The sequence below is a fragment of the Natronospira elongata genome, from assembly GCF_034931365.1.
GTDB classification, from domain to species: Bacteria; Pseudomonadota; Gammaproteobacteria; order Natronospirales; family Natronospiraceae; genus Natronospira; species Natronospira elongata.
Genome location: NZ_JAYGII010000006.1, coordinates 1 through 23721, shown reverse-complemented (window position 1 = coordinate 23721; position 23721 = coordinate 1). Strand labels below are relative to the sequence as shown.

The 23721-nt window shown below is 62.8% G+C and carries 20 protein-coding genes; 14 read left to right on the top strand and 6 right to left on the bottom strand.

The window, feature by feature from the left end; translation table 11 throughout:
• Positions 1 to 213 precede the first annotated feature (213 nt).
• Entirely contained in the window at positions 214 to 1410 is a 1197-nt protein-coding gene (locus VCB98_RS04430) for a hypothetical protein (RefSeq protein ID WP_346050695.1), read from the bottom strand.
• Positions 1411 to 1562: 152 nt separating this feature from the next.
• On the opposite strand from VCB98_RS04430, the gene VCB98_RS04425 reads away from it, so the two are divergent.
• The 12 genes from VCB98_RS04425 to VCB98_RS04370 are packed head-to-tail and all read left to right on the top strand — an operon-like array spanning position 1563 to position 17469.
• Positions 1563 to 2036 carry a hypothetical protein gene (locus VCB98_RS04425; protein ID WP_346050694.1) on the top strand — a complete coding sequence of 158 codons (474 nt, stop codon included), beginning with the start codon at positions 1563 to 1565 and terminating at the stop codon, positions 2034 to 2036.
• Positions 2030 to 2929, top strand: a complete 900-nt coding sequence (gene nudC, locus VCB98_RS04420) for an NAD(+) diphosphatase (RefSeq protein ID WP_346050693.1) — start codon at positions 2030 to 2032, stop codon at positions 2927 to 2929. Before VCB98_RS04425 ends, nudC begins: the two co-directional genes overlap by 7 nt.
• Before the next feature lie 5 nt (positions 2930 to 2934).
• Positions 2935 to 4299, top strand: coding sequence for an MFS transporter (locus tag VCB98_RS04415; RefSeq protein ID WP_346050692.1), 1365 nt, complete (start codon positions 2935 to 2937; stop codon positions 4297 to 4299).
• A gap of 59 nt (positions 4300 to 4358) precedes the next feature.
• Positions 4359 to 5741, top strand: a complete 1383-nt coding sequence (locus tag VCB98_RS04410) for an MFS transporter (RefSeq protein WP_346050691.1) — start codon at positions 4359 to 4361, stop codon at positions 5739 to 5741.
• On the top strand, positions 5738 to 6145 hold the full coding sequence (locus tag VCB98_RS04405; protein ID WP_346050690.1) for a hypothetical protein: 408 nt from the start codon (positions 5738 to 5740) through the stop codon (positions 6143 to 6145). The genes VCB98_RS04410 and VCB98_RS04405 overlap by 4 nt, the downstream gene beginning before the upstream one ends.
• A complete protein-coding gene (locus VCB98_RS04400; RefSeq protein ID WP_346050689.1) occupies positions 6142 to 7059 on the top strand; it encodes a DMT family transporter in 918 nt (305 codons plus the stop codon). The genes VCB98_RS04405 and VCB98_RS04400 overlap by 4 nt, the downstream gene beginning before the upstream one ends.
• A gap of 49 nt (positions 7060 to 7108) precedes the next feature.
• Complete coding sequence (locus tag VCB98_RS04395; protein ID WP_346050688.1) at positions 7109 to 8557, top strand: 1-acyl-sn-glycerol-3-phosphate acyltransferase; 1449 nt, start codon at positions 7109 to 7111, stop codon at positions 8555 to 8557.
• Positions 8558 to 8575: 18 nt separating this feature from the next.
• The gene (locus VCB98_RS04390; RefSeq protein WP_346050687.1) at positions 8576 to 9166 is read left to right on the top strand and encodes a hypothetical protein; all 591 of its coding nucleotides are present in this window, start codon (positions 8576 to 8578) and stop codon (positions 9164 to 9166) included.
• Positions 9167 to 9181: 15 nt separating this feature from the next.
• Positions 9182 to 9970, top strand: a complete 789-nt coding sequence (locus VCB98_RS04385) for an NRDE family protein (protein WP_346050686.1) — start codon at positions 9182 to 9184, stop codon at positions 9968 to 9970.
• A complete protein-coding gene (locus VCB98_RS04380) occupies positions 9957 to 11885 on the top strand; it encodes a S9 family peptidase (RefSeq protein WP_346050685.1) in 1929 nt (642 codons plus the stop codon). The genes VCB98_RS04385 and VCB98_RS04380 overlap by 14 nt, the downstream gene beginning before the upstream one ends.
• Positions 11882 to 13645, top strand: a complete 1764-nt coding sequence (locus VCB98_RS04375) for an autotransporter assembly complex protein TamA (RefSeq protein WP_346050684.1) — start codon at positions 11882 to 11884, stop codon at positions 13643 to 13645. The genes VCB98_RS04380 and VCB98_RS04375 overlap by 4 nt, the downstream gene beginning before the upstream one ends.
• Positions 13642 to 17469, top strand: a complete 3828-nt coding sequence (locus VCB98_RS04370; RefSeq protein ID WP_346050683.1) for a translocation/assembly module TamB domain-containing protein — start codon at positions 13642 to 13644, stop codon at positions 17467 to 17469. Before VCB98_RS04375 ends, VCB98_RS04370 begins: the two co-directional genes overlap by 4 nt.
• Positions 17470 to 17524: 55 nt before the next feature.
• On the opposite strand, the gene VCB98_RS04365 is transcribed toward VCB98_RS04370, so the two are convergent.
• From VCB98_RS04365 to VCB98_RS04355, 3 genes are read right to left on the bottom strand one after another with little or no spacing between them, the layout of a single operon-like run.
• Positions 17525 to 17950: a VOC family protein gene (locus VCB98_RS04365; RefSeq protein WP_346050682.1), complete on the bottom strand. Its 426-nt coding sequence runs from the start codon at positions 17948 to 17950 to the stop codon at positions 17525 to 17527.
• Between the two features lie 28 nt (positions 17951 to 17978).
• Positions 17979 to 18962 (bottom strand): hydrogen peroxide-inducible genes activator, encoded by a 984-nt coding sequence (locus VCB98_RS04360; protein WP_346050681.1) that lies wholly within the window; start codon positions 18960 to 18962, stop codon positions 17979 to 17981.
• Entirely contained in the window at positions 18959 to 19534 is a 576-nt protein-coding gene (locus VCB98_RS04355; protein WP_346050680.1) for a peroxidase-related enzyme, read from the bottom strand. Before VCB98_RS04355 ends, VCB98_RS04360 begins: the two co-directional genes overlap by 4 nt.
• Positions 19535 to 19730: 196 nt before the next feature.
• On the opposite strand from VCB98_RS04355, the gene VCB98_RS04350 reads away from it, so the two are divergent.
• Both VCB98_RS04350 and hemB read left to right on the top strand, forming a co-directional pair.
• Positions 19731 to 20465: a protein kinase domain-containing protein gene (locus VCB98_RS04350; RefSeq protein ID WP_346050679.1), complete on the top strand. Its 735-nt coding sequence runs from the start codon at positions 19731 to 19733 to the stop codon at positions 20463 to 20465.
• Positions 20466 to 20515: 50 nt separating this feature from the next.
• Complete coding sequence (gene hemB / locus VCB98_RS04345) at positions 20516 to 21520, top strand: porphobilinogen synthase (protein WP_346050795.1); 1005 nt, start codon at positions 20516 to 20518, stop codon at positions 21518 to 21520.
• 23 nt (positions 21521 to 21543) lie between these two features.
• On the opposite strand, the gene VCB98_RS04340 is transcribed toward hemB, so the two are convergent.
• Together VCB98_RS04340 and VCB98_RS04335 are read right to left on the bottom strand one after the other, a co-directional pair.
• A complete protein-coding gene (locus tag VCB98_RS04340) occupies positions 21544 to 22518 on the bottom strand; it encodes a class I SAM-dependent methyltransferase (RefSeq protein WP_346050678.1) in 975 nt (324 codons plus the stop codon).
• Positions 22519 to 22653: 135 nt separating this feature from the next.
• Positions 22654 to 23721, bottom strand: a 1068-nt coding sequence (locus VCB98_RS04335; RefSeq protein WP_346050677.1) for a TonB-dependent receptor domain-containing protein, incomplete at its 5' end; no start/stop codon positions are given.

Genomic DNA, 23721 nt, shown 5'->3' with positions numbered 1-23721 from the left:
GGCTGAAGCCGCCGTGGGAGCGGATCTATCCGCGATTGACCGGGCTGAATCGAAAACACTCTCCCAGATCTTAAAGGCAGCCTATGCACATAGGCCCTCATACCATCAAAAACTGGATACTTTCGCTCCCTTCCTTAGGCCTAGCGTGACATGTGGGCTAATGATGGGCCCAGCAGTTGGTGGGCCCATCATCTGGTCACTTTGCTGTTAGTCCTATGGCTCGTGTGTGGCGCATTCGACCCATTGCGCCAGGATCTCATCCGTACTTTCCACGCTGGCAGTAAACTGGTAACACACAGTGATATAGCGCCCACCAGGATTTACATGTGGACCTGTTTCAGTCACATCAACTCCGCTTATTCCACCGAAATTGAAATTCGAGTTTGGATCAATGATCTGCCCATCAGCCACGGCCTGCTCTAGGCGCTGACGACTACAGTCATCTAACTCACTGCGATCATGTGGCTCGGTCAACCACCCCTCCTCGCCATGTACACGGCTGAGACTTGGATCCAACTCCATTGTTACGCTCAACTCTCCATCAGTTGAGGGCTCCAAGACAAACCTAAAAGCAAGAAAGTCGGGATCATCCGAAATGCTGGCCCAGCCATTACTGCCATCTTCCATGAAGTCGAAATAAGCTCTCCAATGCTCTTCCAGCTCAATGCTTTCTTCTCTCTCAAGGTCAAAATTCAACCCTGCGCCCAAAGGCCCTGCATCTATCGACAGCCAACCCCCACTAATTGCTAGTGTGACGCCATATCCTGATAAGCGGTCCTCGTAAGCTGATTGGAACTCCGAAACTGCCTGCTCTTTCAATTGAGTCAGCTTTGCGTGATCGCCCAAGGCTTCTAATGCGGTCCCACTAGGGCATGCGATTTCATCGGAATCACTCACCCCGATACTTAATGGCCCGTAAGAAGGCGTGTTGCCGTTCGGCTGCAAAAACTCGGCCATCCGCATTTCAACGTCTTCGATCATAGCCAAATATTCCAGATACAGGCCCCAGCCCGTGCGGATTTCCTCAGCGGTCGCAAGACTGATGTCTGCAGAAACGACCAAGAACTCCGCTTGACCAACACCGGGAAGGGAATAGTGGACGTCAAATGCGTACACCTCCTGCTGGTCGGGCTCAAACAGGAACAGGGTTTCATCTGGAATACTGCAGGCTGGCGCGAGACCAGGTTCGCCATATCCGTCTTCATAGCTGGAAGCCCCACCACTCGCCGCTTCGCACTTAACTTCAGCGATAGCCTTGGCCTCCTCAAAAGCGGCATCACCGTCAACACACTGGCTGCAGACATGAACCCGCTCGACCGAGGCGGCAGAGGCTTGCGCAATACAGAAAAGGCCAATCAGGATGGTGAAAACAGCAATCACTTGGATGGCAGGATTGAACCCGTCTTTCATCTCCCCCTCCATTCTTCTGTACTTCTGAGGTTACCACCCTTATACCAAAAGCCCGTAAACCCTGGGCCTTATATCCCATTGTAATGAGCCTCCCGCAGGCTGACAAGACACTAATGCATTGCAATACTCGAACAGGCTGTAGACTGATCACTATGAAAACGCTTCATCACACTCGGGCTTTAACGGGCGCCATACTGCTGCTGACCTTCGCCGCGCTGGTCTCGGCCTGCGGGGGAGAGCCGGATGATCCGGAAACGCAAGTGCGGGCGGTGATCGCAGCGGCCGAAGAGGCGGCCGAGGATCGCTCCACGCGACGGCTGATGCGCCATATATCCGAGCGCTACCAGGATGAGTCCGGCCATGACAAGGACGGCCTGCGCGATCTGGTTCGGGTCTATTTCATGCGCCATCAGAATCCGCGCATCCTGAGCCGCATTCGTGACATTGATCTGGTCACCAGCGTGCGTGCCGACGTCCGTCTGCTGGCCGGCATGGCCGATACCGGCGGGGGCCGACTGCAGGCCGATGCCTTCGATATCACCCTGACCCTGGATCTGGAAGAAGACGGGGAATGGCGAGTGATCCGGGCCGAATGGCGCCGGGCGGGACGCGATGTGGAATGGTGAGCAGCGCCACACAGGAACACGACTTTCTCGATCCGAAAGCCCTTGAGCGTCGCTGGCAGGATGCCGACAGCCGGATTCTGCCGATCTGCGAGGAGCGGGTCTTCCTCGACTGTCGGGAAACGGCGGCCGGGCCCATCCGCCTGCTGGCACCCCGCCGGGCCGAGGCATCTGAACTGCTGGATCATGCCGACACCCCGGTTTGGCTGGGGGAATGGGATGGCGCGCCCTGCTTCGCCGTGCGCCTGCGCCGATTCACACCACGGCAGCGGATCCCTGGGGGTGACTTTGCCGAACTGCGCGCCATGGCTGCCGATCTCAGCCGGCAGGACTGGCAGTGGCTGGCGCGGGCAAAATCCCTGATCCACTGGCACGATACCCACGGTTTCTGCGGCCGCTGCGGCCATCCCACCGAGCGCGGGCCGGCCGGCCTGTCCCGCCAATGCAGCAACCCGGACTGCGGTCGACGGCATTTCCCCCGCACCGACCCGGCGGTCATCGTTGCCGTATGTCACCAGGACCGACTGCTGCTGGCCCGCCAACCAAGCTGGCCCGCCTCTCGTCGCTCGGTGCTGGCGGGTTTCGTCTCGCCCGGCGAGACGGCGGAGGCCGCTGCCATCCGCGAGATCCATGAGGAGGCCGGCCTGCGGATCGCCCCGGCCAGCCTGCGCTACTTCGACTCACAGCCCTGGCCCTTTCCCGGCTCCCTGATGCTGGCCTATACAGCCGAAAGCCGGGATGCGACCATCCGCTGCCTGGATGGCGAACTGCGCGATGCCGAATGGTGGCGCCGCGAGGACCTGCGCACCGCCGTCGCCGAGCAAGGCCTGCAGTTGCCCACCCACCACTCCGTGGCCCGTCGCCTGATCGAGGACTGGCTGCAGAAAGGACAGTAGATACCATGGCCGACTCCCAGGGGCGCCGGCGTCGACAGGCCCTCGCCGAAAGGACCTATGTCGCCCTCAGTGGCGACCGCAAGCGACTGGATCTCACTCCCGATCAGCGCGATCCCCATCTGCCGGGCAATTACTTCATGAACCTGGGCAATGGCGCCGCCACCCGTCTCGCCGATCAGGTCGCCGGCCCCGCCGTGGTCCTGCCCTGGCTGCTGGGCGCCATGGGCGCACCGGCCGCCCTGGTGGGGCTGCTCATGCCGGTGAAGCAGACCGGCAAGCTGATTCCCCAGCTGGTGGTGTCCGGCTGGATGCGGCGTTTTCGCCTGCGCAAGGGGTTCTGGTTCTGGTCCGGGGTGATTCAGGCCCTGTGTCTGCTGGGCATGATTCCGGCCGCCGCCCTGCTGCCCCCAACCGGCGCCGCCCTGGCGGTGGTGGCTCTGCTGGGCCTGTTCAGCCTGGCCGGTGGCATGGGCAGCGTGGCCTTCCAGGATGTCACCGGCAAGACCATTCCCAAGGGACGGCGCGGTCACCTGATTGCCAACCGTTTCGCGCTGGGGGGCATGCTCACGGTGGTGGCCGGGCTGCTCCTGACCCGTTACATCGGTGAGGATCAGGCGGAATACGTTTATCTCGGCCTGATTGCCTTTGGCGCCGCCCTCTGGGTGCTCTCTTCACTGGCCGTAGCCCGCATTCACGAGATGCCGGGCGATGCCGAACCCCATGCCCGGCGTTTCACCCAGGAAGTGAAAGCCGGGCTGAGCTGGTTTCGCCGCATCCCCGGCTTTCGCTGGTTCATCCTGCTCAGGGCCGGCCTGCTGGGGGTGGAGATAGCCACCCCCTTCTACATCCTTCACTCCCAGGAAGTGCTCAACAAGGATCCGGCCAATCTGGGTCTTTTCATCCTGGCGGTCGGCGTGGCCCATATTGTCGGCAGTCTGTTCTGGGGCGTGATCGCCGATCGCTCCTCAAGGGCCGTGCTGTTGTCCGCGGCCCTGCTCGGACTGGCCGCCGGCGGCATGACCCTGGCCACCGCCGTGCTGCCCTCCGACTGGCTCAACGTGGTCTGGTACATGGCCATCTTCGCCCTGCTTGGACTGGGTGAGTCGGCCGCCAACATTGGTCGCAAGACCTGGCTGGTGGACGCCGCCCCGCCGGCCGACCGGCCCACCTGGGTGGCCTTCTCCAACACCGCCATCGGCGGGGTGGCCCTGGCCGCCGGCTCCCTTGGCCTGATCGGCGACTTAGTCGGGCTCAACGCCATGGTCATGACCCTGATGGCCCTGATCCTGCTCGCCCTGATCGCCCTCACCCGCCTGCCGGCACCGGAACAGGCAGTGGATGTCAACGGCGATCCGGCACGCACACTCTGATCCGGAGGCGTCAGGGCCTCTGTTAAACTCTGTCGTCTTTCGATCCAGCGGAGACCGCCGTGAGCGAATCTGTCGAGGTCAAGGTGCGCGACCCGGAACAACTGAGCAATCGTGCCTATGCGGTGCTGAGCGGGGATGATCAGACCGATCGCCTCTGCCAGGCCATTCCCGAGTCCGCCTGCACCAATCTGCCCCGCAACTATCTGCTCAATGTGAGCAATGGCGCCAGCAGCAAGCTGGCCGAGCAGGTGGCGGGACCCAATGTGGTGCTGCCCTGGCTGTTGGCCGCCCTGGGTGCGCCGGCCTTTCTGATCGGCCTGCTCATGCCCATCAAGCAGGCCGGCTCCCTGCTGCCCCAATTGGCCATTGCCGGACTGATCCGCTCGGTGGCCCGGCGCAAGTTCTTCTGGATTTTTTCCGGCCTCACTCAGGCCGCCTGCCTGCTGCTGATGGTCCCGGCCGCGGTCTTTCTCCCTGCCCACGAGGCGGGCTGGGCCATCGTGATCCTGCTTGCCATCTACGCCATCGCCAGCGGTACCGCCTCGGTGGCCTTTCAGGACGTGGTCGGCAAGACCATTCCCAAGGGACGCCGGGGGCGGCTGCTGGCCAACCGGGCAGCCATTGGCGGCGCCCTGACCATCGCCGCCGGCCTGCTCATCAATCAATATATCGGCCGCGGCGAGGACATGGTGGTCTACCTTGGCCTGATCTTTCTGGGCGCGATCCTCTGGTTCCTGGCCGCCGGCCTGTTCGGACTGATCCGGGAAGAACCGGGGGCCACCGCCGGCGGTCGCAATGCCATTGATGAGGCGTCTCAGGGCCTGCGCCTGCTGCGGGAGCTGAGCGGCTACCGGCGCTATCTCATCGCCCGCACCCTGTTGCTCACCGTGGAAGTGGCAACGCCGCTGTTTGTGCTCTTCGGCCAGGGCATCCTGGAAGCCGGTGCGGTGGGCCTGGGCACCTTCGTGATTGCGGTGGGCGTGGCACAGGTGATCGGCAGCCCCTTCTGGGGCAAGTTCTCCGACGCCTCCTCGCGCAAGGTATTGTTCTGGAGCGCCCTGCTGGCCGCAGCGGCCGGTGTCCTCGCCCTGCTGGTGGCGGTGCTGCCCGAGAGCCTGCGCACCGCCCCGGTCTATGCCCTGGTTTTCGTCCTGATCGGCCTGGCCGAGGCCGGCGTCCGCCTGGGCCGAAAGACCTGGCTGGTGGATGCCGCTCCCGCCGCTGACCGGCCCACCTGGGTCGCCTTCTCCAATACCGCCATCGGCATGCTCACCCTGGCAGCCGCGGGGCTCGGCCTGGTGGCCCATGTCTTCGGCCTCAACGTCATGATGCTCTGCATCATAGGCCTCTGCCTGGCCGGTGCCGGCAGCGCCTGGCTCATGCCCGAAGCCGCCGATGCCGAAAGAGAGGCTTTGAGCAAACAAGCGGAGTCCGCTTCATGAATGAAAGAAATCTGGAAATCCTGCTCATCATCATCCGTGCCCTGATTGCCATCTGCTCGGGCATGGTGGCTGCCATGCTCTGTCTGGCGGCGGCTTTCTGGCTGCAGGCGGAAGTCATCCAGCCGACCAATGACGTCCGCGCCTCGGCCATCAGCTTCCTGCTGCCCTTTTTCGTCGGCGGTCTGATCACCGCCGGGGTGCTGCGCTGGCAGCGTTACCGCAGCGCTCTGCTGCTGGGCCTGGGCTTTGCGCTTGTTTATCTTCTGATGTTCATCCCCGGCTGGCTGGGTACCGAGGAAATTGGCGCCGGCCTGATCACCGGCCTGGTGCTCGGTGGACTGGCGCTGGCGCTGATTGGCGCCTCCCTGGGCTTCCGCCTCCGGCAGCTCATCACCCGACAATGAAAGTCCCCCGACAGACCCTGGCGCTGGCGGGCTTCGCCCTGCTGGTGCTGACCTGGGGTTACAACTGGGTGGTGATGAAGATCGCCCTGGATTACAGTCACGCCCTGGACTTTGCCATCCTGCGCAGCCTGGGCGGCATGCTCTGCCTGTTTCTGATCGCCTTCGTGGCCGGGCAGGGCTTCCGCCTCACCGCCCCCTGGCATGTGCTGCTGCTGGGCCTGGTGCAGACCACCGGATTCACCGGCCTGGTGACCCTGGGCCTGTCCATGGAAGACGCCGGCAAGACCGCCATTCTGGCCTTCACCATGCCCTTCTGGGTACTGATCTTCGCCGCCCTGGTCCTGGGCGAAAAGGTCCGGGACTGGCAGTGGCTGGCGGTCGCCTTTGCCCTGGGCGGACTGATCCTGTTGGTGGGGCCCTGGGACCCGGCCCTGCGCGGTGCCGGCAGTCTGCTGGCCATCGCCGCCGGGGCCTGCTGGGGGGCCAGCGTGGTGGTGGCCAAGCGCATTCCCATGCGCGACCGCTGGGAGCTGATTCCGATCACCGCCTGGCAGATGCTGCTCGGCGTCATTCCCCTGCTGCTGTTGCTGCCGCTGGTGGAGCGCCCACCCATCGACTGGGATCCGGTCTTCATCGGCGCCCTACTGTTCAACATCCTGCCGGCCAATGCCCTGGCCTGGCTGTTCTGGCTCTACCTGGTCAGCCGCCTGCCGGCCGGCGTCACCGGCCTCAATGCCCTGGCCATCCCGGTGGTGGGCATGAGCGCCGCCTGGCTGCAACTGGGCGAACGCCCCACCACGCTGGAAGCCACCGGCATGGCCCTGATCCTCACCGCCCTGGCCATCCTCAGCCTCCGTGGCCTGTGGCTGTGGCGGCGAAAGCAACGCGTTATGGAGGCGCGCAAATCCCCTTGACCGCCGTTCTGGCCTGACACTGGCGCCACCACCCGGCTATCATGCATCAATGACCGAGACTGTCGAAGTACCATTCTGGCTGCTGGCCGCAATTGGGCTGCTGGCCCTGTGGGTGCTGTTGGAGCGCCTGCTGCTTCCCAGCGTGCGCTGGTTCTTCCGGCGCCGGGTCAATCTCCTCATCGATCAGCTCAACCGCAAGCTCAAATTGCGCCTACCCACCTTTTCGCTGACCAAGCGCCGGGTACTGGTGGACCGCCTGGTCTACGATCCCCGCGTGCTGGAGGAGATCCGGGCCCATTGCGAAAGCACCGGTGCGCCCTGGGACGCGACCCTGGAACGCGTGGAACGCTATGCCCGGGAGATCGTGCCGGCCTTCAATGCCTACTTCTATTTCAGCCTGGGCCGCCGCTTTGCACGCTGGCTGGTGCAAAGGCTCTACAAGGTGAGGCTATCCCCAAGAGGCACTAGCGTGGTGGAAGGAATCGAAGGTGAGGCCAGCATCGTCTTCGTGATCAACCACCGCTCCAATATGGATTACGTCCTGCTCGCCTATCTGGCACAGAAGCAGGCCGCGCTGTCCTATGCGGTGGGGGAATGGGCCCGGGTCTGGCCCCTGCAACAGATGGTCAAGGCCACGGGCGCCTATTTTGTTCGCCGTGGCTCCAACAGCGCCCTCTACCGACGGGTACTGGAACGCTATGTGCAGATGGCCGTGGAGGGTGGCGTGGTCCAGGCGGTGTTCCCGGAGGGCGGCCTGAGCCGTGACGGCGATTTTCGCGAACCGCGTATCGGCCTGCTCGATTACATGCTGCGTGAACATGACCTTGACGCGGCCCGCGACATCGTCTTCATTCCGGTCTGCATCAACTATGACCGGGTCATTGAAGACCGGACACTGCTGGATGAGGCCGGCAAGCGGGCGGAACGGAAATCCGCCGTCTCGGCGGTCTGGGGAAGCCTGAAGTTCCTGGCCCGGAGCCTGCGTCGGCGAAGCCGGGGACAGTGGTATCGCCTGGGCTATGCAGCCGCCAACTTTGGCGAGCCCATCTCCGCCCGCCAATGGGCGAGGACACGGGGTGTGAATTTCCGTGATCTGCCACGCCGGAAAAGGATCGATATCACCCGTGAATTCGCCGACCATCTGATGTCCGCCATCGCCGACGTCATGCCGGTCACGCCGGTCTCCGCCCTGGCCTGGCTATTGCTCAGCGATTCAAGCAGTGCCTGGACACGGCAACGCCTGGTGGATGGGTATCGCCAACTGCTCGACAGAATCGCAAGCCGTCATGGCAATACCTGGGTAGTCCGCCGGGATGCCGACTATGCGGTGGATCTGGGTCTGCGGATGCTTACCATCCGCCGACTGCTGGCGAGCGAAGATGACGGCTATAGAATCCGTGAGGGAGAAGCCCCGGTATTGCGCTATTATGCAAACGCCATCCGTCATCTGCTGGAGGAGACTGAGACGGCGATTTTATCCAACACGCAAGCCACCTGATACGGCGAGGGCAGTTCCATGAAAAATGCATCCAAGCAATCGGCCTGGCTGACGATACCGACACTGGTGCTGCTGGCCCACCCCCTGCAGGCCCAGGTCTGGCCACCGCAGCCGGAATGGCATCTTGGAGTCGAGGTCGGCAGCACCCAACTGGATGTCAGCGAAGAGGACTTTCGCATCTATCAGAGCGACACCTCATTCGGGGTCCGCGCCGGTTGGTCAGTCACCAGCAATGTGGATCTGGTTGCCGGTTATCTGGACATGGGGCGCTTCGATACCGTGCTGTTCGAGGATGAAGTGGACGAGGACGGCGACACCCGCCGCGTAGTGGGAGGCTTTCGAACATCCTCGGCCACCGCCTGGACGGCCCATGCGGAACTGAACTACGAATTATTTGGATTCCTCCATCCCAGCGTGGGTCTGGGCGTGGCCCGCTGGCGCCTGGACATCCCGGATGGCCAGCACAGCGATACCCAGGATACCGCTCCCATACTGCGCCTGGCGGTGGGTTTCGAACTTGGCGGCAACACCCGCCTGGACATCAGTGCCCAGCGGATTGGTCGTTTGGACGCCAGAAGCGGCGGCCTGACTCTGCGCTTTGATTTCTGAGGAAGCCTATCGAATATGTGCCTGCTTGTTGTCGCCTGGCGTCGCCATCCCCGTATCCAGCTCCTGGCTGCCGGCAATCGAGACGAGTTCCATCAACGACCCACTCTGCCTGCCGCGTTCTGGCCCGACCGGCCGGAAGTGCTCGCGGGCCGGGATCTGACCGCCGGCGGTACCTGGATGGGTGTCAGCCGAGGGGGACGTTTCGCCGCCATAACCAATGTGCGGGAACCCGGCGCCGAACCGGGCCAGGCTTCCCGCGGTGACCTGACCGCAGACTTTCTGGCCGGCCATCAGCCCGTGGAGGAATACCTGGAAGGGGTCGCTTCCCGGGCGGAACGCTATGCCGGCTTCAATCTGCTGGTGGCCGACGGTGAACAGCTGGGCTATTTCAGCAACCGGGATCCCGGCGGCATCCGTCTGCTGCCACCCGGTGTGCATGCGGTCAGCAACCACCTGCTGGATACCCCCTGGCCGAAACTGAAGCGGCTCAAGGATGGTTTCCAGCGCTGCCTGTCCGCTGATCGATTGGATCGCGCCTCCCTGTTCTCGATTCTCAATGATCGTGAACCCGCACCAGACGAAGAGCTGCCCAGGACCGGGCTCAGTCCCGCCCTGGAGCGCCAGCTCTCTGCCCCCTTTGTTCTCGGCGAGCAGTACGGCACCCGCTGTGCCACTCTCTGCTGGATGGAGTCGAATCGAGGTCATGTCAGGGAACGGCGATTCAACCCCAAGGGACAAACAGAGGGTGAGTCGGGCTTTGATTTCACCATAGAAAGGGTTTCGGAAAGACATGGCAAGGAATGAATCAGCCGTCGCACCCTATGGAAGCTGGATCTCCCCCTGGACGGCGGAGGCCATCGCCCGGGGTGGTGCCAAGCTGGCCCAGCCCCAATGCCATCAGGGCCGGATCTACTGGCTGGAGAGTCTGCCGGACCAAGGCGGGCGCACGGTGCTCCAATGCTGGCACGATGGCAACAAATCCTGCCTGACCGCCGATGGCTACAGTATCCGCTCCCGGGCACGGGAGTATGGTGGCGGAGCCTGGTGCCCGGACCACCATGACGGTCATTTCTTCATCAACGACAGTGATCAGGGTCTCTATCATTGCCGCGATGGCCGGGTCCGCCTGGTGACAGGGATCGATGGCCTGCGCCTTGCCGATCTGCAATGGGATCCGGTCCGATCCCGCCTGATTGCGGTCTGCGAGGACCATCGGGAACCCGGCACCGAGCCTTCCAGCAGCCTGGTGGCAGTGGATGCAGAAACGGGCCGGCTGCAGACCCTGCTGGGGGGCGCTGATTTTCATGCCGGGCCGCGGCTGTCGCGGGCCGGCGATCAACTGGCCTGGGTGGAATGGGACCATCCCCACATGCCCTGGGACCGGACCCGGCTGCGAGTGGCCCGCCTGGATTCCCCGGGCCTGCCGGAAGCGGTCGTAACCATCGCCGGAGAACAGGCGGAAGCGATCTTTCAACCGGAATGGGGGCCTGACAATGGCCTCTATTTCGTCAGTGACCGCGAGAGCGGCTGGTGGAACCTCTATCGCTGGGATGGCGGGGGTATTGAGGCGGTCACCGACGACATGGCCGAGTTCGGCATGCCCTGGTGGCAGTTCAACATGCGAAGCTGGAGCTTCTCCCGAGACCGAAACATTCTTGCTGCGCGCACGGCGGACGGTCTCTGGTCCCTGGTCGGCATCGGTGATGAGGGCATGACCGAACTCGATCGGGAGTGGAGCACCATCCGTCATGTCCACGCCGAGGGTGATCTGGCGGTGATGCTGGCCGGCCGGCCCGACCATCCCCTGGCGGTGGTGCGGATTGACCCCGAGCGAGGCCCGGTGGAGGTATTGGCCAGCGCGGCAGCCCCACCGGGCCCTTCGCTGCCGGTCAGCAGGCCCGAGTCGATCAGCTTTCCCACCGGCGACGAGGAGCTGGCCCACGCCCTCTACTATCCGCCGGTGGGGAATGGCCACCAGGGGCCGGCGGATGAGCGTCCACCGCTGCTGGTGAAATGCCATGGCGGGCCCACCGGGGCCACCGAATCGGCGCTCGACCCCAAGATTCAGTTCTGGACCAGTCGCGGCTTTGCCGTGGTGGACGTCAACTACCGTGGCAGCACCGGCTATGGCCGCGCCTTCCGTCGCCGCCTTTACGGGGGCTGGGGGGAACTGGATGTGGCCGATTGTGTGGCCGCGGTGGATTATCTGGCCGACCGGGGGCAGGTGGATCCGGCGCGCTGTCTGATTTCGGGCAGCAGTGCCGGGGGCTACACGGTACTGGCGGCGCTGACATTCACAGATCATTTTGCCGCCGGTGCCAGCCATTACGGCATCGGCGATCTGTTCGCACTGGATGCCACGACCCATAAATTCGAAGCCCGCTACACCCAGCAACTGGTGGGGCCACTGCCCCAGCGCCGCGACCTCTGGGATGCGCGCTCACCCATTCGCCATGTGGAACAATTGCGGGCCCCGGTCATTTTCTTTCAGGGCGACCAGGATAAGGTGGTTCCCCCGGATCAGGCGCAGGCAATGGCGGATGCCTTGCGGGACAAAGGCATCCCGGTGGCTCATGTACTGTTTGCCGGGGAAGGACACGGTTTTCGACAGGCCGAGAACGTGGAAGCCGCCCTGGCCATGGAGCTCCACTTCTATGGGCGGGTTCTTGGCATTGCCATTGCAGACCCACCCCCCGAACTGAGGATTGAAGGCCTGTGAGTGGCCAGCTCGCCAGGAGTGCCTCCCTGTGCCTGCTGCTGACGCTGCTGCTAGCGCTTGCCGCGGCACCAGCCCAGGCCCAGTCCGTGCGCATTGAAATCGAAGGCCTGGAGGGCCAGCCAGAACTCCGGGAGAACGTACTTGCCAACCTCTCCCTGCAGCGTTACCGGGACGACGCCATGGGCGAGCCCCGTCTGCGTCGTCTTCACGGCCGGGCCACAGGCGAGGTTCGGCGCGCCCTTCGTCCCTTCGGCCACTATCAGGCCGAGGTGGAATCAGAGTTGCGCCAGGAGAATGACCGCTGGATTGCCGTCTATCGCATCGAGCCGGGGCCCCGGGTCCAGGTGGAATCGGTGGAGGCACGGGTGGAAGGCGATGGCGAGGATGACCGGGCATTCCAACGCGTCCTGGAGACCTTGCCGATCCGGGCCGGTCAGCCCCTCAATCATCAACACTATGATCAGGCACGGAACCGTCTGCTGGAAGTCGCCAGCCGTCACGGCTATCTGGAAGCACGCTGGCTCGAGCGGTCCCTGATGGTGGATCCGGTGGGGGGCACGGCGAGGGTCCGTCTGATCATGGAAACCGGGCCCCGTTTTCGTTTCGGCGAGACTCGCATTGAGCAGGATATTCTCGACGACGCCTTTGTCCAGCGCTATGTGCCCTTCAGTCCCGGTGACCACTACGATGAACAGAAACTGGTGCAGCTCCAGTACGGCCTGTCCGACAGCGAGTATTTCAGTTTCGTACAGATCCAGCGCGACATGGACAACATCGATGAAGAGGGTCGCGTGCCGATTATCGTGGAGACCACCCAGCGGCCCAAGCATCGCTATCAGGCCAGTCTGGGTTACGGCACCGATACCGGCCCACGCTTTGGGGTTCGCTGGGATTACCGGCGGATCAACCGCCGCGGTCATCATGGCGCCCTGGGCTATAACATTTCCCAGGTCCGTCGGGCCGTCGAGCTTCGCTATGTCGTGCCGCTCGCCAAGCCCACCCGGGAACGTCTGACCTGGGATGCGAACGCCATCCGCGAAGACCGGGGCGACGACCTGGAAAGTCGCCGGCTGGAGCTTGGCGTGGGGCGCACCACCCAGTGGGGCAGTTGGCAACGCACCCATTTCCTGCGTTATGAACAGGAACGGTCGATCTTTGGCCCCGATGAGGAGTCCCGCTCGGAAATCGTGGTGCCGGGGATTCGCATCACCCGCACCCGCGCAGATGACCCCACCCTGGCCCGCCGGGGCCTTTATCTGAAGGGCGAAGTGCGTGGCGCCCGCGAAGAGGCCTTGTCGGATCTCAATTTCTTTCAGGCCCGCATTCGCGCCAAACGGGTGCAACCGCTGGGCGAAGACTACCGCCTGCTCGCCCGCCTTGAGCTGGGTGGCACCGGCACCGAAAACTTCGACCAACTACCGCTCTCGCAGCGCTTTTTCACCGGCGGCGATCAGACCATCCGGGGCTACAGCTTTGAGGAATTGAGCCCGGAAGGCGAGGATGGCCGGAAATTGGGTGGCCGCTACCTGGCGGTTGCCAGCCTGGAGCTGGATCGCCGGATCCGCGGGCCCTGGCATGCAGCTGCCTTTGTGGACCACGGTAATGCCATGATGTCCTTCTCCGAGCGCCTCGAAACCTCGGCCGGAATGGGTATACGCTGGGCTTCTCCAGTGGGCATGGTTCGGCTGGATGTGGCCCAGTCAATCAGCGACACGGATCGCAGTCCCCGATTGCATTTGAGCGTGGGTCCGGACCTGTGACAAGGATACGACAGAAGAAGATTGGCTTTCGTGGCTGGCTGGTGATCAGCACATCGCTGCTGTTCACCCTGCTGGTGATGCTGGTCTTTTGGCTGTTTTATACCGAGCCCGGGCTGCGCTGGACCCTGGAGCAGGTCCGTGCCCACGCGCCCGGTGAGCTCCAGTATCAGCGGGTGGAAGGCCAGCTTGCGGGACCCTTGAAGGTTGAAGACCTGACCTGGCGGGATGACTACCTTGAGGTCCATGCCGAGCGGGTGGCGCTTGACTGGCGGCTTGGCCTATTGCTGGCCCGCACCCTTCGCGCTGACGAGCTCTCCATCCACGGCCTCTCTGTCTCTGTCCTGGAACGGGATACCGAGGCGGCCCCCTCGGATGACTTTGAATTGCCGGAGATTTCCCTCCCGCTGCGACTCAGCCTTGGGCAACTCGAGCTTGAGCGGGGGCGGCTTCGCTTGCCGGGAAGGGACGAAGCCCTCGAACTGGATCGATTGAGGGTTTCCGGCCGTTATGGGGGCAGTCAGCTCGAGCTTTCCGAGCTGTTGCTTGCCAGCCCCTGGCTGGATGCCGAGGGGGCACTGTCGGTGCAAACCGCTGGAGACTGGCCACTGGACCTGGATCTCAAATGGCAGCTTCGCTGGCCGGAATTACCCGAAGCCAGGGGACATACGGTGCTGGAAGGCGATCGCCACCGTCTCAGTATCAAGCAATCATTGGAACGTCCCTTTGTCCTGTCGCTCGAGGGGCAGGTAATTGAGCCGCTGGACAGGCTGGGCGTTCAGCTTTCATTCCAGTTTCGAGAGCTGATCCCGGATCAGCTCCACGCCGAGGCGCCACCCGGCCAGCTCAGTGGTCAGTTCCGACTGAGTGGGCACCGGGAGCGACTCCGCCTGGAAGGTCGTCTGGATGCGGTGGACACGGACTGGGGTGATGTCGGTTTTGAGGCGAGTCTTGCCTCCAATCTGGATCTCGATTGGCTGGATCTGAACCGGCTTGAGCTGGACCACCAGCGCCACCCGCTGCGCCTCCGTCTGCAAGGCCGGGTAGATGAACCGCTTGCCGAGGCCCGGCGCGTCGACCTGGAACTGAACTGGTATGAACTGCAATGGCCGCTGGACGATGAGCCGGACTATCAATCCGCTCAAGGTGAACTGGCCTTGCAGGGTGGCATTGACGATTACCGCGGCCATATGAACAGCCGCTTTCACTGGGCCGGACTGAACGACATCGGTCCACTGGGCGGCAAACTGTCTGGGGGATTCGAGGGTGACCTGAGCTCAGTGTCACTACAGGCGCTATCGCTGCGCCTGGACCAGGGGAGCGCGCTGGATTTTGACGGCGATGTCAGTTGGGCCGAGGACGATCCATTCCTGCGCGGGCAATTTGATCTGCGGCGTTTTGACCCGGCCTTGGTGTCGCCGGACTGGCCGGGGCAGCTGGATGGCCGGGGACAAATCGATGTGGTCTGGCTGGCTGAGGCGGAAAGCCTGTTCCTGAGCCTGGATGAACTCAGCGGCGAGCTGGCCGACCGCCCCCTTCGGGCCAGTGGTGTGCTGGATTACCGCGATGAACGCCTGCAGCTTGAGAACTGGGAGATGGAATCCGGAGACAGTTTCCTCCGCGCCCACGGCAGCCTCGCCCGCACCCCGGATGTGGATGCCAGTGATATCGAGCTGTCGTTGTTTGTCGATGAATTGGCGGACTGGCCGCTGCAGGAAGCCAGTGGCCAACTTCAAGCCGATGGGCGACTGAGTGGACGCCTGGATGAGTTGAACGTCGCACTGACCCTGCAAGGACGGGCGCTGAGTTACCAGCACTACCAGCTGGAGCAACTGGATCTGGGACTGCAGCTCGCCAACGGCGGGGAAGACGACGGTGACCTTGAGCTTCGGGTCCAGAATCTGATGGTTGACGAGGACTTGATTCCCGATCTGCGGGTAGAGGCCGATGGTCGGCGCAGTGATCATCGCCTCAGTCTGCAGCTGGAACATGAGCTCGGCGGGCTTGGGCTTAGCCTTGCCGGTGGCCTGGACCGTGAGTGGCAATGGGATGGGGAGTTGGTGGATCTGCGAATCCATCAACCGGCCACCGGTAACTGGGGCTTGCGAGAGTCGGTGGCGCTCTCTGCCGGCCCGGACGGTGGCCGGCTGGAACGCCTTTGCCTGCGTCGGGAGGAACAATCGGGCCGCATTTGTGCACTGGCCGAGGCCGATGCCAATTGGCACTGGGGGGCGGAAGTGGACGGTGAAGACTTCCCGCTGGCCATGTTCATCGACCCCCAGGAAACCGGCCTGGATGTAGACGGCGAGATGGGCCTGCGCAGTTCGGTGGAAGATCGGGGCGAAGGCCTGCGTGCGGAAGGCCGGCTCGAATTCAGTCCCGGCAGGATCAGTCAGACGGTGGATGGCCAGGCGATGGATCTGCTGGCCATTGAGAGCGGCACGGCGGACTTTGACTGGACCCCAACTGCGGCCAGTGCTCGACTGGCACTGTCGCTCAGTGACGAGGGCTTCGTCACCGCCGATCTGGCATTGCCGGAAGGGCTGGAGGGCCCCCTGGAAGGGCGGCTGGACGCCCGGATCCTGGAACTGGGCCTGTTGCCGGTACTGGTTGCGGAAGTCGGCCGCGCCGAAGGGCAACTGCGTCTGGGCATCAACCTTGCCGGGACGCTGGCGGATCCGCTGCTTAATGGTGAGGTGGCGGTGGAAGACGCCTCGGTGGCCCTGCCGGACCTGGGTATCACCGCCGAGGCGGTACAGATTGGCTTGACAGGTGACATGAACCGTCTCAACCTTGACGCCCGCGCCGAGTCGGGTGGCGGCGAGATTCGATTGCGGGCCGACCTGAGCCGGCCCAATGGCGACTGGGTAGGCGAGGCCAGCCTGAGGGGGGACCGTTTCCTGGCCGTCTCCGTGCCGGATGCCCGGCTGCGAATCAGCCCGGATCTGGATCTGCAGGTGTCAGAACAGCAGAGGGTGGATGTGGGCGGTTCCCTGCATGTGCCCTGGGCCCGAATCACGCCCGGTGACATCCGCATGCCGGTGGCGGTCAGCGAAGACGAAGTGGTCATGGGTGAACTGGGTCAGCGGAATCGTGACGACAACGAGACGAACGGCTGGCGCATTTTCACTCGGGTTCGGACCACCCTGGGCGATGACGTGGAGTTTGACGGCTACGGCCTCAGCGGGCGCCTGAGCGGCAGCGTGACCGTGCGGGACGAGCCGGGCGCCATCACGCGAGGCACCGGCGAGCTTAGCGTCGAGGAGGGGCAGTACATGGCCTGGCGGCAGCGGCTGGGGATTGAACGGGGGCGCCTGTTTTTCAGCGATACCCCCATCAATGACCCGGCCCTGGATATCCGGGCCGTGCGTCGGCCTCGGGGCGTGGTGGTGGGGGTCAATATTCGCGGTACCCTGCGCGAGCCTAATCTGGAAATCTTCTCCGACCCGCCCATGCAACAATCAGAGCAGCTTTCCTATCTGCTCACCGGCCGTCCCCTGACCGAAGGGGGCGCCGGAGAAATGGATCTGATTCAGGAGGCTAGCCTGGCCCTGCAGATAGCCGGCGGGGCCGCGGTGGGGCGACAGTTGGGTCGCCGATTCGGCGTCGACACCGTCACCATCGAGGCGGGCGACTCACCGGAAGAAACCCAGGTGGTATTCGGCGAGTACCTGTCGCCACGGCTTTTCATCAGCTACGGGATCGGCCTGTTCGAGGGCTCCAACATTTTCCGGATCCGTTACGAAATCAGCAGCCGATGGTTCCTGGAAGCCCAGACCGGTGACCGCGGCGGCGCCGACTTCATCTACAGCCTGGAACGCGGTTGACGGGACGACGAACGAAGAAAGCAGTCGGCTTTCTGGCGTTGCTGGCCCCAGGCCGTTAGCCCTGACTGAACAAGCGCTCAGGGTGCTTGAAACTCTTGAACTCGAGGGCATTGCCGGAGGGGTCGCGGATGAAAAAGGTGCCCTGTTCGCCCGCCTCGCCCTGGAAGCGGATACGCGGCGGAATCAGGAATTCCACACCCTGCTGACGGAGTTTGTCTGCCAGGGCCTCCCATCGGGGCCAGGGCAGTACTGCACCAAAATGCCGGACGGGGACCGCATCCCCATCCACGCTGTTATGCGCCTCGACCTCCGCCGACTCGGACACATGGGCGCTGAGCTGGTGACCGAAGAAATCAAAATCAACCCAGCGTTCAGCCTGGCGGCCGACGGAGCAGCCAAGGGTCTCTTCGTAGAAGCGGCGGGTGCTGTCAATATCCCTGACCGGGAAAGCCAGGTGAAAGGGCACTGGGTTGGCGGTCACGGTCTCTCTCCTTGGCAGGGTCGCTTGCTTAGCTATCCAACTGCAGGGCCTTGCCCGTTTCGCTGTCGATGGGTGCGGCGTCATCCAGCGTGCGAATACCGTCTATGTCGGCGTTAAGAACGGCCTCACGCACGGCTCGGACTGCCGCCGGGCGGGGAAAGGTTTCCCGCCAGGCCAGGGCGATCTGTCGGCGCGGAGCGCGGCCCGCAAAGGGACGGTCACAGAGGAGTTCCGCCTGTTCGCTACCACCATACCAACGACCCAGGGAACTGCGCGGCACCACGGTAATCCCAAGGCCGCTGGCAACCATGTGGCGAATGGTTTCCAGACTGGAGCCCTCGGTGGTGCGCGCAGGCTTCTGGCTCTCCTCCCGGCCATTGCACTCCGGGCAGGCGCTCAACACCTGCTGGCGGAAGCAATGACCGTCCCCCAGTAACAGCATGTTTTCATCGGCCAGTTTGCTTGGAGGAATGCTTGCCTGGCTGCTGAGATGATGTTGACGGGGCATGAGGACGCTGAAATCTTCCTCATAAACAGGCCAAAGGGCGATGCCGGGCTCACTGAAAGGGGGGCTGATGAGAATCACGTCGAGTTTGCCTTGGCGCAACTTCTCGCCCAGCACATGGGTGTAATTCTCCTCGATCACCAGGGGCATCTCGGGGGCGCTCTTATGGAGCGGACTGATCACATAGGGCAGAACATAGGGGCCCACGGTGAAGATGGCGCCGATTCGGAGCTGCCCGGCAAGCTGATCCTGTCCGGCCCTGGCCAGCTCCACCACCCGATTGGACTCGGCAAGAACCTTTTCAGCCTGGCTGATGACCCGCCGCCCCACATCCGTGGGCACGACCCGGCTGGATTGACGCTCGAACAGGGGTACGCCCAGCTCATCCTCCAGCTTGCGCACGGCCACGCTAAGGGTGGGTTGGCTGACGAAACAGGCCTCGGCCGCACGACCGAAATGCCCCTCTCGAGCCAGGGCGCTGATATAACGGAGCTGGGTCAGGGTCATGAATCGTCGCCGCCTTCCCGGGCAGAGGTGCTGTCATCGTCTTCCGAGCAATCCACGCCCAGGCCCAGGGCTACCCGATTGAGGAAGTTGAAGTAGGCCGCCAGCAGATTCATGTCCAGGATATCCCGGTCACTGTAGCCCACGTCCCGCAGCTCCTGGATGTCTTCGTCCGTGACCTGACTGGGTGATGTGGTCAGCTTGAGGGCATAGCTGAGCATGCGCGCCTTCTTGTCAGGAAGATCAAGAAACTGAAAATCGGACACCATGCGGCGCAGCCGGGAATTGTCCTGCTCGTAATGGGACAGGGCCTCGGCGTGATGGCGGACGCAATACCCACAGTTATTTGCCGCCGATACCACCACAGCAATGCTCTCCCGGTCTGCCCGGGACAAGCCGCTGCGGCCAAACATCAGATGGGTATAGAGCGACATCTGCCGCTCCAGGGCACCGGCATTAAGACTGTGCACCCGAAGTATGCTGGCGATCTTCTTCTGCTGGGCGTCCAGTGCCTCGTATGCGTCCTTGAGATCCCCGCTTGCCTCGGATTCCTTGATGGTGTCTATCCAGGCCATGGGCTCATTTCTCCCTCGGCGACGGTCTCTGGCAACTGATGGTGCAGCGGGACCGGCATGACGTTGACCACCCCTTCCAGCTGCTGCATTCTGTGCGCGGCAACGGATTCTGGGACCCATTGTACGCCTGTTGCGCGCCCATGCCATAGCGGGCACGCCAGCGGGTCCACAACGGCTTGGACAGGAGGATGCGGTCATGGGATCCCGCTCACGCGCCGTCAGGCGTTTCGATTTCGCCCCCGGCGACCGCCTTGCCGACAAATACGAGGTGATTGAACGCCTCGGCCGAGGCTGGGAGGGAGAGGTCTACAAGGTCCGGGAGCGGGCAACCGGGATCGAAAGGGCGGCCAAATTCTTCTATCCCGAGCGGAACATGGGCAATCGGGCGGTGGCCTATCATGCCCGCAAGCTCAATCGGCTCCGCCATTGCCGCATTCTGATTCCATACCTGACCCATGATCACGTCAAACATGAAGGGCGGGATGTCCCCTTTCTGGTCTCGGAATTCGTGGAAGGGGAATTGCTGGAGGACTTCATCTACCGCCGACCGGGCAAGCGCTTGCCGCTCTTCGAAGCCCTGCATCTACTCCATGCCCTGGCCGCCGGCCTGGAGGAAATTCATCGCCTGCGGGACTATCATGGCGATCTGCACAGCGAAAATATCATCGTTGCCCGCCGGGGCATCCATTTCGAGGTCAAACTGATTGATTTCTATCGCTGGAAGACCCCCACGAGCGAGAATATCCGCGAAGATGTGCGGGATATCATCCGGATCTTCTACGATGCCCTGGGCGGGCGACGACATTATGCGAGGCAGCCTCGGTTGGTGAAGGAAATCTGTCTGGGCCTGAAACGCAGTCTGATTGCCCGGCGTTTTCGCACCGCGGGCGCCCTCCGGCACCACCTGGAGAATCTGGAGTGGGAAGACTGAGCGACCGGCTGGGGCGGGAACGGATAAACGTCAAAGAGCAGGAGTTGGTGATGGTTGACTATGGCCGCTTTCCAAATACGCGCATGCGGCGCATGCGACGGGATGACTTCAGCCGGCGGCTCATGCGAGAGAATTCGCTGACGCCGGATGATCTGATCTATCCCATGTTCGTGCTGGATGGCGAGGCCCAGCGCCAACAGGTCCCCTCCATGCCCGGGATAGAGCGCCTGTCCATCGACGGGATCATGCGCGAGGCCGAGGCACTGTTGGAACTGGGCATTCCGGCCATTGCCCTGTTTCCGGTGGTGCCAGCCGAATGCAAGAGCCTGGATGCCGAGGAAGCCTGGAATCCGGAAGGCCTGATTCAGAATGCGGTGGCGGCGATCAAGTCCGAATACCCGGAACTGGGGGTGATTACCGATGTGGCGCTGGACCCCTACACCAGTCACGGCCAGGACGGGCTGATCGATCATCGGGGCTATGTGCTCAATGACGAAACTACCGCCGCACTGGTCAAGCAGGCCCTCTCCCATGCCGAAGCCGGCGCAGACGTGGTCGCACCCTCCGACATGATGGACGGGCGGGTGGCTGCCATCCGCCAGGCCCTGGAGGCACAAGACCACCGCAATGTTCGCATTCTGTCCTATTCGGCAAAGTATGCTTCCAGCTTTTACGGTCCCTTCCGAGACGCGGTGGGCTCCGGGGCGGCCCTGGCCGGAGCGGACAAGAAGACCTACCAGATGGACCCCGCCAACAGCGACGAGGCAATCCGGGAGATCGCCCTGGATCTGAACGAGGGGGCCGACATGGTGATGATCAAACCGGGCATGCCCTATCTGGATATCGTGCGGCGAGTGAAGGAACACTTCGGCGTGCCAACCTTTGTTTATCAGGTCAGTGGCGAGTACGCCATGCTGATGGCCGCGGCCGAGAACGGCTGGCTGGATGAACGTGAGGTGGTTCTGGAGTCCCTGACCAGCATCAAGCGTGCCGGCGCCGACGGCATCCTGAGCTATTTCGCCCGCCGGGCGGCGGAGTGGCTGCGGGAGGAATGAAGAAGGGTTGATCCAGTACGTGTTCAGAGCCGCTTGAGTACCAGCTCCCGGGCCAGTAATCGATTGTTCTTCTCATGAAAGGCGCCGTTATGCTCGAGGCGGAGCCCGGGATGGTTTCGATATTGCGCCAGGCGGTTTTCATCGACTGCGACGGAAATCAGATCCGCCAGTCTTTTACGATTCTGGCGAATGCTGTTTGAGAGTGTCTCAAGCGCCTGGTGCTTGCGTGTTAAGGGCTGCTCCACGGCCGGGCCAAACAAGGACGCCACACTGTCCAGCCATTGGCGAAGGGCGGATTGTCCCGCCTCGGACCGTGCCAAGGCTTGCAACGCCGCCACCTCCTGATTGAGTCCCTGCCGCAGGGATTCGGCGCCAGGGTTATCGGCCAGGGCCCGCAGGCTGGCTCGGCTGGGGTGTTCACCCATTTTTTCAGACAAGGCCTTGGCCAGAGCAATCAAGCCACGCTCAGATAGCGCCCGGTCGGCCAGCCCGGCTTCCTCTCGTGCATCCCGCAGAATGATGGAGTCGGGATGATGACAAAGCAGATAGGCCTCGCAGCCGGGTCGCAGGATGCGCGCAAGTTCATTCAGGCTGTCCTCACTGCGACCATATTCGAAACCAAACTGGCTGCAGACCACATCGAATGAGGCATCCTCGAAACCGGTGGCCTCATTGGGGCAGGCAGGCCAGAAGCGAACCCCCCGGGGATCACTGGCCTCATTCAGGGCTTGCCGCGGTGGGTGAATCTCGGCGGCATCAGCGGCGTGGATCTCCAGTGCCAGTCCATGGCGACGACTGGCCTCTGCCAACAGCATGGCCACCGCGCCATTGCCCGCCGCCATATCCAGTATCTTTCCCCTCGGGGGAAACTTGCGGGCACGGTCGGCCCAATAGTGAGCGATGCTGCCCTCATAGTTGGCCTGGAAGCGACCGGCAAATGAGGTGATCGAGCCGCTTCGCCAATACTCATTCCAATGCTCGGTTTCGCTGGACTCCACCTGACGCCTCCATGGCTGATTGCCATCCGGAATGGTAGGGAACCTCTGATTAATATTTATCAGAGGTTCCCCAGAACAGGAAGGCCCACCAAATTGGTGGGCCTTCTCTGCCTTCAGGCAACTGCAGCTCGGGCTTTAGAAGCGCTGACGATACTGCAGGGTATAGACCCGACCGAAGTAATCGTAGAGCTCAATGTTCGACTCCCGGTTAAGGTCCAGCACCGGGTCCTTGTCGAAGACATTGTTGGCACCCACCGTGATCCGGCCATCCCAGGGCGTTTCGTAGGAATAGTTCAGATTGGTCACGGCATAGGAGGGCACCTCACCGATCTTCTCATCTCTGAGTGTGTCCGGGTTAAGCGCCTCGGTCTGAGCCTGACCATCAATCCAATAGGTGGTGGAACTCACCTGATGGGGCCCCTGCATCCAGCGGAGCTGGACGTCGGCACGGTTTCTCGGCTGATTACGGAAACCGGCCACATCCTGCAAGGGACTGGCGGGGGTGGCTCGGGTGTTGTAGTTCAGAATGTGGGTTGCATTGAACTCCACACCCATGTCCCCGAAGTTCCCCAGGCCAAAGCGATACTGGACGTTGAAGTCCAGGCCCTGAGTATCGAAGCTCTCGAAGTTCACATCCGTGACATCGACGATGTCAACTTCACCAGCCGCGGTCCGACCCACGTTGACGCCGTCAAAGTCATCCAGCATGCCCAGGTGTTCCAGCCAGAAGGCATCCTGAGTCGTGATGGCAGTGATGGTGTCGTTGATGGTGATGTCGTAATAGTCCAGGGACATGTTCAGCTGCTGGCCGGTGAGGGGCTCGAAATCGAACACCGCACCCACGGAGATCTGTTCGGAGGTTTCCGCATCCAGATCGGGGTTGGCCGCAATGAAGGTCTCATGCTGCTGATCCGTCTCCTGCACACAGCCAGCCACATCATCCGCGCGACCCGGGTCGTCCAGACAGCCCTCGATATCCACCGCGAAAGCAAAGGACTGGGCCGGAGCCTGGAAGAGTTGATCCAGCGTCGGCGCACGGAAGCCCTCACTGTAGGAACCACGCACCAGGAACCAGGGCTGGGGCTGCCAACGAATGCCGGCCTTGGCGGAAAGATTGTCGCCAAAGTCACTGTAATCATCCCGGCGCAGGGCGAAGTCCAGCTCCACGTCTTCGTGGAGAGGCATCACGGTTTCAGCAAACAG